General features: G+C 60.6%; 11 protein-coding genes. 5 read left to right on the top strand and 6 right to left on the bottom strand.

All coding sequences use genetic code 11. The annotated features are described in order from the left end of the window. Window positions 1–46: 46 nt before the first annotated feature. The 5 genes from cobA to LVW35_RS21340 all read right to left on the bottom strand — a co-directional run bounded on the left by cobA (window position 47) and on the right by LVW35_RS21340 (window position 5,671). On the bottom strand, window positions 47–790 hold the full coding sequence (cobA, locus tag LVW35_RS21360) for a uroporphyrinogen-III C-methyltransferase (protein WP_233891929.1): 744 nt from the start codon (window positions 788–790) through the stop codon (window positions 47–49). Between the two features lie 26 nt (window positions 791–816). Then, window positions 817–2,487, bottom strand: coding sequence for a bifunctional protein-serine/threonine kinase/phosphatase (locus LVW35_RS21355; protein ID WP_233891928.1), 1,671 nt, complete (start codon window positions 2,485–2,487; stop codon window positions 817–819). Beyond that, the gene (locus LVW35_RS21350; RefSeq protein WP_233891927.1) at window positions 2,487–3,698 is read right to left on the bottom strand and encodes a nitrate/nitrite transporter; all 1,212 of its coding nucleotides are present in this window, start codon (window positions 3,696–3,698) and stop codon (window positions 2,487–2,489) included. The genes LVW35_RS21355 and LVW35_RS21350 overlap by 1 nt, the downstream gene beginning before the upstream one ends. A 157-nt stretch (window positions 3,699–3,855) precedes the next feature. Further along, complete coding sequence (locus LVW35_RS21345; protein WP_233891926.1) at window positions 3,856–4,431, bottom strand: ANTAR domain-containing response regulator; 576 nt, start codon at window positions 4,429–4,431, stop codon at window positions 3,856–3,858. A 13-nt stretch (window positions 4,432–4,444) separates the two neighbouring features. Beyond that, on the bottom strand, window positions 4,445–5,671 hold the full coding sequence (locus LVW35_RS21340) for a CmpA/NrtA family ABC transporter substrate-binding protein (protein WP_233891925.1): 1,227 nt from the start codon (window positions 5,669–5,671) through the stop codon (window positions 4,445–4,447). Window positions 5,672–5,940: 269 nt separating this feature from the next. Here LVW35_RS21340 and sctC point away from each other — a divergent pair, with 269 nt between their 5' ends. The 4 genes from sctC (at window position 5,941) to LVW35_RS21320 (ending at window position 9,567) form a co-directional block, all read left to right on the top strand. Beyond that, entirely contained in the window at window positions 5,941–7,356 is a 1,416-nt protein-coding gene (sctC, locus tag LVW35_RS21335) for a type III secretion system outer membrane ring subunit SctC (protein ID WP_233896529.1), read from the top strand. Window positions 7,357–7,593: 237 nt separating this feature from the next. Further along, window positions 7,594–8,001: a winged helix-turn-helix domain-containing protein gene (locus tag LVW35_RS21330; RefSeq protein WP_233891924.1), complete on the top strand. Its 408-nt coding sequence runs from the start codon at window positions 7,594–7,596 to the stop codon at window positions 7,999–8,001. Continuing rightward, window positions 7,994–8,455, top strand: coding sequence for a transglycosylase SLT domain-containing protein (locus tag LVW35_RS21325; RefSeq protein ID WP_233891923.1), 462 nt, complete (start codon window positions 7,994–7,996; stop codon window positions 8,453–8,455). Before LVW35_RS21330 ends, LVW35_RS21325 begins: the two co-directional genes overlap by 8 nt. Before the next feature lie 86 nt (window positions 8,456–8,541). Next, window positions 8,542–9,567, top strand: a complete 1,026-nt coding sequence (locus LVW35_RS21320; protein WP_233891922.1) for a quinone-dependent dihydroorotate dehydrogenase — start codon at window positions 8,542–8,544, stop codon at window positions 9,565–9,567. A 122-nt stretch (window positions 9,568–9,689) separates the two neighbouring features. On the opposite strand, the gene rmf is transcribed toward LVW35_RS21320, so the two are convergent. Next, complete coding sequence (rmf, locus tag LVW35_RS21315) at window positions 9,690–9,905, bottom strand: ribosome modulation factor (protein ID WP_002553055.1); 216 nt, start codon at window positions 9,903–9,905, stop codon at window positions 9,690–9,692. Between the two features lie 532 nt (window positions 9,906–10,437). Between rmf and rlmKL the strand changes: the two genes are divergently transcribed. Next, window positions 10,438–12,702, top strand: a complete 2,265-nt coding sequence (gene rlmKL, locus LVW35_RS21310; protein WP_233891921.1) for a bifunctional 23S rRNA (guanine(2069)-N(7))-methyltransferase RlmK/23S rRNA (guanine(2445)-N(2))-methyltransferase RlmL — start codon at window positions 10,438–10,440, stop codon at window positions 12,700–12,702. Window positions 12,703–12,837: the final 135 nt, after the last annotated feature.

Raw genomic sequence — 12,837 nt, 5'->3', positions numbered from 1 at the left:
AAAAAAGCCCGGCTTAGGCCGGGCTTTTTTTCGCCTGTAATTTGCCTCAGGCACTGGCGGCTTGGGCGAGGCTAGCCACCTGTCCCGGGGCTGAAACACGTCCAATCACCAAGATGGCCGGGCTCTTCAAGGCAAATGCCTGCGCATCTTCATGCATACGCCACAGCTCGCTACGACATTCCCTTTGCTGGGGCAGCGATGCATTTTCGATCATCGCCACGGGCATATCCGCGGCCATCCCGCCGTCGATCAATTGCTGGCGAATTTCTTCCAGCTTCGCCACGCCCATGTACACCACCAGGGTGGTCCCACCTTCTGCCAGTGCACGCCAATTCAGGCTGCTGTTGTCCTGGGTATGCGCCGTGACCAGCGTCACGCCCCGACTCACCCCGCGCAACGTCAGTGGAACCGCGCAATTTGTCGCGCCTGCCAGCCCTGCGGTAATTCCGTTGACCAACTCCACCTCGACGCCCCGTTCACGCAGCCATATAGCCTCCTCACCACCGCGCCCGAAAATGCACGGGTCGCCACCCTTGAGTCGCACAACGCACTTGCCTTGGCGCGCATAGCGCAGCATCAAGCGGTGGATAAAGTCCTGTGGGGTCGAGCGGCAGCCGCCGCGTTTACCCACGATGACTACCCGCGCGTTACTGCAATGTTCCAGCACCGCCGGATTGACCAAGTCATCGATCAGCACCACATCGGCCTCACGCATCGCGCGTACCGCCTTGAGGGTCAGCAGCTCCGGATCACCGGGTCCCGCGCCCACCAGCCAGACTTTTGCGTTCATAGGGTTTTCCTCGTCCAGGGATGACGTCAGCTGTGAAAGAGTGAATACAGCAGTGCCAAGTTGATCAGCATCGACAGCAGCGCCAGCGTGCGCCAGACCTTCACCGGCTCGCGTTCCAGCAGCGGCCTGGGGCGTATGCTCAGCTCCTGGCGGTCAGCCTGTTCCAGCACCCGCAACCATTCTTCGGCGGTCTCGTAACGATGGGCAGGTTGGGCCGCGACTGCCCTCTCCAGGCTGAGGGGCAGCCAATCCGGCAGGTCGGGACGGTAGCGACTGGCGCTGACAGGCTGGTTGAATTTGGGCCGTTGGAAGGCTTCGATTTCACCGTAGGGATAATGCCCGGTCAGCAGGAAATAGAGGCTGACGCCGACGCTGTATAAATCCTGTTGAGCTGTAGGACGCTCGCCATTGAAGGCCTCGGGAGCAATAAAACTTGGCGTGCCCGGCAGTACATGAGCGTGGTCTTCCGACAGGCCCGGACAGTACGCCAGGCCGAAATCCAACACGCGCAGTTCGCCATCTTCTCCCAGCAGCAGGTTTTCTGGCTTGATATCGCGGTGCAGGATCTGTCGTCGATGCAGCATGCCGACCGCCCGCAGCAACCTTTCGGCTACCGACTGCCATTGGGCGAGGGGCAGCGGGCCTTGACGCTGGAAGAGTTCGGCCAGGGTTTGACCGGAATATTCACGCATCACGTAGTATAAATGCTGGCGCCCGCTGGCGACATGGACCTCAGGAAACGCACGTCCTGCAACCCGCCGTAGAAACCATTCCTCCGACAGCAAGGCTTGTCCGGCGTCGCTGTCATCGTCACGGCTCAGCGGCAGGGTTTTGAGCAGCCAGGGTTGCTGCTGGGCATCTCGCACCCGGTACAGTAACGACTGCCGGCTTTGCGCCAATACACATTCTACCTGCCAGCCTTCAAAGTGTTGCCCGGCTTTCAACTGGGGTGGCAGTGGCCACTGCTGCAACTGCACCAGTGCATCGCCGAGAGTGGCCGCGCCGAGGGTGTCGACCCGTACCAGCAGGGCGCTGGCATTGTCCTGACTGCCGGCCAGGTGCGCCGCGCTCACCAGGGTGTTGACCGCCAACTCCATGTCCGTTTGCTCGCGCAAGATCGCACGGATACTGTGATCGCCCAGAGTTGCCCAGACACCATCGCTGAGCAGCAGGAAACACTCACCTTCACGTAACTGGCCATCGAGAAAGTCCACCACCAGGTGCTGATCCAGGCCGAGGGCGCGCTTGAGCACGTGCTGCATACCCGGCTGCTCCCAGACGTGATCCTCGCTGATGCGCTGCAATTCGCCATCGAGCCAGCGATACGCGCGGCAATCGCCAACGTGCGCCAGGGTAAAGCGTTGGCCGCGAAACACCAGGGCACTGAGGGTGGTCAGCAAGGGCTGGCCACCGCCATTGGCCTGCAGCCAGCGATTCTGTGCCAGCAGCAACCGCTCCAGGGCCTGGGCCACGCTCCAGGTTTGCGGCGTGGCGTAGTAGTCCAGTGCCAGCGCCTGCAAGGTCGAACGTGCGGCCAGGCCACCGTCGGCGCACTGGCTTACGCCATCAGCCATGGCGTACAGGTAGCCTTTGCTCGCCGCCAGTTCGGCCACTGGAGTCACCACCCGCAGCGCGTCCTGGTTTTCCGCCCGTGGGCCGATGGCACTGGCTTGAGCGACGCTCAGTTGCAGGCTCATCAGACCCGCGCAGCCGTCACGGCAGCCGAGCCCCAGGTGGTTCTCCAGCGACGCTTCACGCCATGCAGGCCGAACCAAGCCAACACGCACAGGCTGGCGAATAACCATAGCGCCATTTGATAGCTACCGGTACTTTGCTTGATCGCGCCCATGCCCGCTGCCAGGGCGAAACCGCCGATACCGCCGGCCATGCCGATCAGGCCGGTCATCACGCCGATCTCACGGCGGAAACGCTGGGGAACCAGCTGGAACACTGCGCCATTTCCTGCGCCAAGACCCAGCATGGTGCAGACGAAAAGTGCCAGTGCTGCGTAGGAATTCGGCAGGTTGAAACCTACCGCTGCGATGCAGATCGCCGCTACGCTGTACATGCCCAGTAAGGTCCGGATCCCGCCAAAGCGGTCCGCCAGGGCGCCGCCCAGTGGGCGCATCAGGCTACCGCCGAACACGCAGGCAGCGGTGTAATAGCCGGCTGTCACCGGGTTCAGTCCGTACTGGTCGTTGAAATAACCGGGCAGGGCGCTGGCCAGGCCGATGAACCCACCGAAGGTCACACTGTAGAAAAACATGAACCACCAGCTGTCACGGTCCCCCAGTGCCTTGAAGTAGTCGGCCATGGATTTGGCTTTTGGTCGTTCAGGCGCATTGCGAGCCAGCCAGGCAAACGCGATCAGGGTCAGCACGAGTGGGATCAATGCAAAGCCGAACACGTTGCTCCAGCCAAATGCGGCTGCCAGTACAGGCGCCAGCAATGCGGCGAACACCGTGCCGGAGTTGCCTGCACCCGCGATGCCCATGGCCTTGCCCTGGTGTTCTGCCGGATACCACTGGGAGGCCAGTGGCAGTGCAACGGCAAACGATGCGCCGGCCATGCCGAGGAACACCCCCAGCAACAGCGCTTGTTCGTAGCTGTGGATCCCCAGTTCCCAGGCGCCGAACAGAGCGCAGATCACAATCACCTGGCCAATCAGGCCGGCAGTCTTGGGCGACAGCTTGTCCGCCAGCATGCCCATCAGGAAACGCAAAATCGCGCCGGCGAGGATCGGCGTCGCGACCATCAGGCCGCGCTGCTGAGTGGTCAAGTGCAGGTCGGCGGCAATTTGTATCGCCAGTGGGCCCAGTAGGTACCAGACCATGAAGCTCAGGTCGAAATACAGGAACGCGGCAAACAGGGTCGGGGTGTGCCCGGATTTCCAGAAGCTTGATTTCATCACGCACCTCAACGGTTGGGAGTCTTGTAAGAAGGCCAAAACGAAAAAACGCCGCCACCGGGTTCGCGAGGGCAAACCGGGTGTGCGACGTCTTTGTCGTGGAGGGGCAACCGCCGTTGGCTACCTGTGATGATTCCCTAGCAAGAGCTGCGCCAGCTCAGCCGAGCAGCTCACTCATGGCGATAATCTGTTCCGCCACCTGGATCAGTTTCTGCTGGCGACTCATGGCCTGGCGGCGCATCAGGGTGTAGGCCTCTTCTTCATTGCAGTCCTTCATTTTCATCAGCATGCCCTTGGCCAGTTCGATGCGCTTGCGCTCGGCCAACTGCTGGTCCCGAGCATGCAGTTGGGCGCGCAAGGCCTGGTCGCTTTCGAAGCGCGCCATGGCCACGTCGAGGATCGGCTGCAGGCGCTGGGCCTGAATGCCTTCGACGATGTAGGCACTGACGCCGGACTTGATCGCCTGACGCATCACGATCGGGTCGTGTTCGTCGGTGAACATCACAATGGGACGGGGTTGGTCGCGGCTGACCAATACCACTTGCTCCATCACATCACGGCCGGGTGACTCGGTATCGATCAGGATCACGTCCGGGCGCACCGTTTCGACGCGTGCGGGTAGGTCAATCGTCAAGCCGGACTCATCGATGACCTCAAAACCCGCCTCGATCAGCGCACTCCTGAGGCGGCCGACCTTGCGCGGGGTATCGTTGATCAACAGGATTCGCAACATGGAAGTCCTCCTGTCAGCGCGAGGCTTGGCGGTGGGTGAGATCGGCCATGGAATGCAGGCGGAAACTGCGTGCATACCCGGCAGGGTCGGAACCGTCCCAGATTTTGCCGTCGATCAACTGGCTGCTGCGCATGTCATGGTCCTTCGACTCGATGCCCAGGGCGTCGGCTGCCTGGCGATACAGCCCCAGTTGCTGCACCTGGCGTGCAATGCCAAGGTAGTCCGGGTCTTCGCGCAGAAGGCCCCAACGCCGGAACTGGGTCATGAACCACATGCCATCGGAGAGGTAGGGCAGGTTCACCTCACCCCCTGCGAAAAAGCGCAGGGCGTGGGGATCCTGCCACTGGTTGCCCAGGCCGTCGTCATAAGCCCCTGACAGACGCGGTTCGATGCAGTCGAGCGGTGCGTCCAGGTACTCGCGGCCGCTGAGCAATTGCGCGGTGGAGCGGCGGTTTTCAGGGCTCTCTTCGATAAACCGACTGGCCTCCAGAATCGCCATTACCAGAACGCGCGCGGTGTTGGGATACTGGTCCACGAACGCCTGGGTGCAGCCGAGCACCTTTTCCGGGTGGTCCGGCCAGATCGCCTGAGTGGCTGCCAAGGTAAACCCTTGGTCCTGCTTGACCGCGCTGGCGCACCAGGGCTCGCCGACGCAAAATCCGTCGATGCGCCCAGCCTGCAGGTGCGCAACCATTTGCGGTGGCGGGACCACCACGCTGTCCACGTCCTGCAGCGGGTGAATGCCTTGACTCGCCAGCCAGTAATACAGCCACATGGCATGTGTGCCTGTGGGAAAAGTCTGGGCGAAGGTCAGTTTTGTTCGGCTTTGGTGCACGTGGCGATCCAGTGCCTCAGGAGTGGTCACCCCTTGTTGTTGCAAAGCGTGGGACAGGTTGATGCTCTGGCCGTTCTGGTTGAGCCCCATCAGCACGGCCATGTCGGTGGGCGCGACACCGCCGATGCCCAGGTGCACCGCGTAGATCAGCCCGTACAGGCTGTGGGCGGCGTCCAGTTCGCCGCTGACCAGTTTGTCGCGCAGGTTGGCCCAGGACGATTGGCGCTTGAGGTTCAAGGTCAGACCATAGGGTTGAGCGAAGCCCTGGGTGGCCGCCACCACCATCGAAGCGCAGTCGCTCAAGGCCATGAAGCCAAGGTCGAGGCTGCTCTTTTCCGGGGCATCACTGCCGTTGACCCAGGCCAGCGGGTCGTTCATCGGGCTTTTGCCAACCGAATCGTTCATCAACACCTACCTTTTCTTTCAAAAAAAACGTCGTTCCCTCAGATGGCGATGTAAGCCCATGCGAGTAACGACGCCTTTGTCCGTAAGCTCGCTCCGCCGTTGGCGCGTGCTCTGATACAGAGTTCATAGCAAGGCACATGCCACGGGGGAGGCGTGGGCCGCCGTCACCTTTCCATCAAGATTGAAACCGAGCGGCCTTTCAGTATGGCGGCCCCTTCTATGCCAGAACGCTCAGGAACCCAACGGTGTCCGTCGACTTACTTGCAACGATGCCCCGCCTCTGGCTGCTTTTGGTCGTTCTGCTGTTGGGAAGTGGACTTGCTCGGGGTGACCTTTATCAGGCACAGGACGAAAGCCTGCATACCGTATTTACTGCGCTGTCGGAGCCAATGGGGCTGCCCATCGTTGTCAGCCACGAAGTGGCACGCAAACGACTCAGCGCCGCGTTGGACCTAGGTGCGCCGCAACAAACCCTGGAGGCGCTGGCGCAGCAACAAGGATTGATCTGGTACAGCAACGGCCAAGCGCTTTATGTCTATGACGCAGGCGAGGCAAAAAGCTCTGCGGTGACCTTGCGGCATATTTCCGTCGACAGGCTGCGTAGCCTCATGCGCCGCTCGGGTCTTGATGAGTCACGCTATCCCTTGCGTGAAAGTGAAGGGCGAACATTCTACGTGTCCGGCCCACCGAACTATGTCGATCAGGTGCTGCGCCTGACCCAATTGGTGGACCGACAAAGGTCTGAATTGCGCGTGGGGACGCAATCTTTTGGCGTCGTTCAAGTGTTCAACACCGACGTGGCGGACCGTCAATACGGCACGAGCGACAACCCGGTCACACTTCCGGGGATGGCCTCGATGATCGAAACTTTTCTGGCCAGCGAGCATAAGGGCTTGCTAGCCGACAAGAGCCTGGGCGTGATCGCCTACCCGGACAGCAACAGTCTGCTGATCAAGGGTAAACCCGCGCAGGTCAGCTTTATCCAGAAATTGGTGGCGGAGCTCGATATACCCAAGCGTTCGATCGAGGTTTCGCTGTGGCTGGTGGATGTGGAGCGTGAACAATTGAAAAAGCTGGGCCTGGACTGGGGTGAGGACGCCAAGGTATCGACCTCGCGAGTCCTGGCGCCGCTGGATGATAGCCATCTCATGACCAGGATCGGTGCATTGGAGCGTCGTCGACGAGCCAGGGTGACGACGTTGCCGGTGATTCTCACCCAGGAGAATGTTCCCGCGGTGTTTCAGGATAATCACACGTTTTATCTGCCGCCCCCCGCAAGTGAGCCAACTGAGTGGAAACCGGTGCGTTATGGCGCCCAGGTCAGCGTACTACCGCGTTTTGTCGAAGCTAACCAGATCGAGATGCGCCTGGATATTGAGGACGGCCGCCAGATGCGTGAGGCGGGGCGACGTGGCAAAAACATGGGGGTGGGCCGAGTGGCCGTCAACAGTGTAGTTCGTTTGCCTCAGGGCCGGCGCCTCTGGCTGGGCGCCTTTCAACGAGATTCAGAGGGGCAGGGGGCTGCTGCGCCGGCCCAAGTGCGCCTGTTTGTGATACAGGCCAGAGCCGTGGGCAGCGAGTTTGACGAGCCCATCCGGGGGGCCGGGCCTCCTCCCTTGACGGCTACACAATACGAGCGTGTTCAACGGGCGTTTGTAAGGCCTTTGCGCACTCTCTCACCGTGAACCAGGCGTTAGCCCATATATCTGGAGGTTTTTCCACAGGACTGACTGATCTGGCGCAGGTGCCAGGGATAATCGATGACGAAACGTCTTACTGCATAGTTCTATAAAACGCTGGGCGTATAGGTTTTTTCCTACTGAGAGTTGTGCGGCAAGTTTTTATAGTCGCGCAGGTGGGGAGGCTTGAGCCAGCAATGGAAATGAGGACTTTGATGTCAGTAGTCGAATACCGAGGTAACAATGGCCGTCGCGGATAACGAAGGAGCGACGACCTCCCTGTTTTTTGCATGCTGGACCCTGCATGGCGATGGTCGTCTGACTGGCGAGGGTTCGGATGTTCAACTGCCGCCCAAGGAGTGGCAGGTATTACGGCTGCTGCTGGTGTCCGGTGGCGTGTTGATGACCAAGGATCGCCTGCTGGAGCTGGCGTGGCCTCGGGGAGAGGTCGCCGAAGAATCGCTGACACGCTGCATCTACTCGTTGCGCAAGTACCTTGGCGCCGACAAGGGGTTTATCAAGACGATCTATGGTCGGGGTTATCGCTTTACCTGCAGGGTGAGGACGCAAGGCGGCCATGGGACCGGTCGTGTGGAGCATGTGTGTTCGGCCTGCGGCCAAGTCAGTCAGGGCGCGGTGAGACATGGCTAGATTCTGGAGCCGGGGGTTGGTGTTGAGTATGGTGCTGGTCAGTAATCATGCGCTGGCCTATTGTTGGGAGGAAGTCGCCAACCGCCACAATATCGAGCCGGAGTTGCTGCAAGCGATCGCCGCTGTAGAGTCGGGTTATCGCGCACAAGCGATGAATCATGCCAACCGTAATGGCACTCGAGATATCGGCCTGATGCAGATCAATAGCATCCACCTGCCGCGCCTGCTCGAGCAGGGCATTACCGAAGACCGGTTGATCAATGAACCTTGCTTGTCGGTTGAGGTGGGGGCTTCGATTCTCGCCGAGTTCATCCAGCGATTTGGCTACAACTGGACAGCGGTAGGTTCCTACAACGTGGGGACAGGTTCCGGGCCGGAGCGTGAGGCGTTGCGCATGCGGTACGCAGAGAAAATCTGGGCGTATTACGAGCAATTGGTCGCGTTACGCTCCTGACGATTGAGGTTCATGCCTCGCGCGCGCGCTGTCACCCCGGCTATAATCGCCGCCACCTTTCGCCGCCATCCGAGTCTAGCCCGCCCATGTATACCCTGGCCCGCCAGCTGTTGTTCAAACTCTCTCCGGAAACCTCCCACGATCTGTCCCTGGACCTGATCGGGGCTGGTGGCCGCCTGGGGCTCAATGGCCTGGTATGCAAGGCGCCGGCAAAAATGCCGGTATCGGTGATGGGGCTCGATTTCCCCAACCCGGTTGGGTTGGCGGCTGGCCTGGATAAAAACGGTGCGGCCATCGATGGCTTTGCACAGCTGGGTTTTGGTTTTGTCGAAATCGGCACCGTGACTCCACGACCCCAGCCGGGCAACCCCAAGCCACGTATCTTCCGCTTGCCGGAAGCCGAGGCGATCATCAACCGCATGGGCTTCAACAACCTGGGCGTTGATCATCTGCTGTCGCGGGTTCAGGCAGCGAAGTACAAGGGCATCCTGGGCATCAATATCGGCAAGAACTTCGATACGCCGGTTGAGCGTGCAGTGGACGATTACCTGATCTGCCTGGACAAGGTCTACGCCTACGCCAGCTATGTCACGGTCAACGTCAGCTCGCCCAATACTCCGGGGCTGCGCAGCCTGCAGTTCGGTGATTCCCTCAAGCAACTGCTCGAAGCCTTGCGCCAGCGCCAGGAAGACCTGGCCGTTCGTCATGGCAAGCGCGTACCGTTGGCAATCAAGATTGCACCGGACATGAGCGATGAAGAGACCGTCCTGGTCGCCCAGGCCTTGGTGGACTCGGGCATGGACGCGGTGATCGCGACCAACACCACCCTCAGCCGCGTGGGTGTCGAGGGCCTGGCCCATGGCGACGAGGCGGGCGGTCTGTCCGGTGCGCCGGTGCGTGAGCAGAGCACTCATATTGTCAGGGTGTTGGCGGCTGAACTGGCGGGGCGTCTGCCGATCATCGCCGCCGGTGGCATCACCGAAGGCAAGCATGCGGCCGAGAAGATCGCCGCAGGTGCCAGCCTGGTGCAGTTGTACTCCGGGTTTATCTACAAGGGCCCGGCGCTCATCCGCCAGTCGGTGGACGCAATCGCGGCACTGCCAAAAGCCTGACCCGCGCCCATTAAAAAGGGCTCCCTTAAGGAGCCCCCTGGGCCGAAGCCCGCCGCCCGGATGGGGCGCGCATGGTAAGTCGTTACAAATTCAAAGGTGGTGTCGGAATAAGTTGCCCTTGATTAGCCGACGGCGTGAAGTTCGTTGAGTCTGTGGATGCCCGCAGTGCCAGTCATACCGTCCCAGTTGTCGCCGCGTCCTTCTCGCCAGCCGTTGATCCAGGCTTGGCGTACCGACGGTAGAGTAAATGGGCAAAGCTCACGGGATTTGCCATGAACGCCATATTGATATCCGCGTAAAAATGCTCTTTCCAACGGATCACGCTTAAGTCTTCTCATAGGGTGTTTCCCTCACTTGTTGACTGTCTTGATATCCTTCGGCCCCGTCCGAGGCCGGGCAGAGTTTTTCTGCCGTTGGTGGGCTCGCTGCCGGCGTGGCGAGCCTATGTGTCGGCGTCGTTACGGCGCCAACCTGTGTTGAGTTCTAACCAATAGGTCACATGGATTCAATGATCGTTTTGTCATAAGCACGTAACGATAACGATGCTATAGCCATAAGCTGGGATGGCTTTTCGCCCCATTTGTCTGGCAAAGCCAGCTATGATGCACCCTGCATAGAGGATGGGTTTAATCCTTTAGTGAGAATGTCCGCCCGTTGCAGTCGGTTATTATTCGACGAAGGGTCGGAATATTTCTTTTTGTAACGTCAGATTCTCTTTCTGCCCCGTCAATAAAGGCCCAAATGCCTGCTGGACGGGGTGGGATGGCACATTCGTGCCACGCGAGCACTCTTCAAGAAAAGTGCTTGATTGAAAACCGAGCCGGCGATGCGTCGCCCGTTCATTTATTGCTGAAAAGCCTGGAATGCCCCATGTCGGACCGTTTTGAACTCTTCCTCACCTGCCCCAAGGGCCTCGAAGGCCTGCTGATCGAGGAAGCCGTCGGGCTTGGCCTTGAGGAAGCCCGTGAGCACACCTCGGCTGTGCGCGGCATGGCCGACATGGAAACCGCCTACCGCCTGTGTCTCTGGTCACGCCTGGCCAACCGCGTGCTGCTGGTGCTCAAGCGCTTCCCGATGAAGGACGCCGAAGACCTCTACCACGGTGTGCTGGATATCGAGTGGGCCGACCACATGGTCCCGGATGGCACCCTGGCCGTTGAATTCAGCGGCCACGGCTCGGGTATCGACAACACCCACTTCGGCGCGCTGAAGGTCAAGGATGCGATTGTCGACAAGCTGCGTACCCCGACCGGTGAACGCCCGTCCATCGACAAGATCAACCCGGACCTGCGCATCCACCTGCGTCTGGACCGTGGCGAAGCCATCCTGTCCCTCGACCTGTCCGGCCACAGCCTGCACCAGCGCGGTTATCGCCTGCAGCAGGGCGCGGCACCGTTGAAGGAAAACCTGGCGGCCGCGATTCTGATCCGTGCCGGTTGGCCGCGTATTGCCGCTGAAGGCGGCGCGCTGAGCGACCCGATGTGCGGCGTGGGTACCTTCCTGGTCGAAGGCGCAATGATCGCAGCCGACATGGCGCCCAACCTGAATCGCGAATTGTGGGGCTTCACCACCTGGCTGGGTCACGTCCCGGCGCTGTGGAAGAAACTGCACACAGAAGCGGCTGAACGCGCCGCCATCGGCATGAACAAGCCGCCGCTATGGATCCGTGGCTACGAAGCCGATCCACGCCTGATCCAGCCCGCGCGCAACAACATTGAACGCGCAGGCCTGAGTCACTGGATCAAGGTGTACCAGGGTGAGGTCGGCACCTTTGAACCGCGCCCGGACCAGAACCAGAAAGGCCTGGTCATCTGCAACCCGCCATACGGCGAGCGTCTGGGTGACGAAGCCAGCCTGTTGTACCTCTATCAGAACCTCGGCGAGCGTCTGCGCCAGGCGTGCATGGGCTGGGAAGCGGCGGTGTTCACCGGCGCGCCGGACCTGGGCAAGCGCATGGGCATCCGCAGCCACAAACAGTATTCGTTCTGGAACGGCGCGTTGCCGTGCAAGCTGCTGTTGATCAAGGTCAATCCGGACCAGTTCGTCACCGGCGAGCGTCGCACCCCGGAGCAGCGCCAGGCTGAACGTGAGCAAGCCGCTTACGACCAAGCCCCGGCCGAGCCGCAAGAACGCCAGTACAACAAGAACGGCAACCCGATCAAACCTGCACCGGCGCCTGTGGTCGAGCAAGCGCGCCTGAGTGAAGGCGGGCAGATGTTCGCCAACCGTCTGCAGAAGAACCTCAAGCTGCTGGGCAAGTGGGCCAAGCGCGAAGGTGTGGATTGCTACCGCGTGTACGATGCCGACATGCCGGAATACTCCATGGCCATCGACCTGTACCACGACTGGGTCCATGTGCAGGAATACGCTGCGCCGAAATCCATCGACCCGGAAAAAGCCTCCGCGCGTATGTTCGATGCGCTGGCCGCAATTCCCCAGGCGCTGAACATCGACAAGAGCCGCGTGGTGGTCAAGCGTCGTGAGCGTCAGAGCGGTACCAAGCAGTACGAGCGCCAGAGTGCTCAAGGCAAATTCACCGAAGTCAGCGAAGGCGGCGTGAAGTTGCTGGTCAACCTCACCGATTACCTGGACACCGGCCTGTTCCTCGACCACCGTCCAATGCGCCTGCGCATCCAGAAAGAAGCGGCCGGCAAGCGTTTCCTCAACCTGTATTGCTACACCGCCACCGCCAGTGTGCACGCGGCCAAGGGCGGGGCGCGCAGCACCACCAGTGTCGACCTGTCCAAGACCTATCTGGACTGGGCGCGTCGCAACTTCTCCCTTAACGGTTTCTCCGACAAGAACCGCCTGGAACAGGGTGACGTGATAGCGTGGCTGGAGGCCAGCCGCGATGAGTTCGACCTGATCTTCATCGACCCGCCGACCTTCTCCAACTCCAAGCGCATGGAAGGCATCTTCGACGTGCAGCGTGACCACGTGCAGTTGCTCGACCTGGCCATGGCGCGCCTGGCGCCGGGTGGCGTGTTGTACTTCTCGAACAACTTCCGCAAGTTCGCGCTGGAGGACAACCTCAGCGAACGCTATGCGGTCGAGGAGATCAGCGACAAGACCATCGATCCGGATTTTGCGCGTAACGCGAAGATCCACCGTGCGTGGAAAATTACCGCGCGCTGATCGCTGCTACTAAAAGAGCCGCACGCCTGGATTATTCCGGGCTTGCGGTTTTTTTACGCTGGTCAAATACAGGGCCGATGGCTATAACTTAAGGCCTAGCCAAAGTGACACCCCCCGCACGCTGGCGTTGTGAGT

It is taken from the genome of Pseudomonas sp. HN11, from assembly GCF_021390155.1.
GTDB lineage: Bacteria > Pseudomonadota > Gammaproteobacteria > Pseudomonadales > Pseudomonadaceae > Aquipseudomonas.
This window is presented reverse-complemented; position numbering and strand designations above follow the sequence as displayed.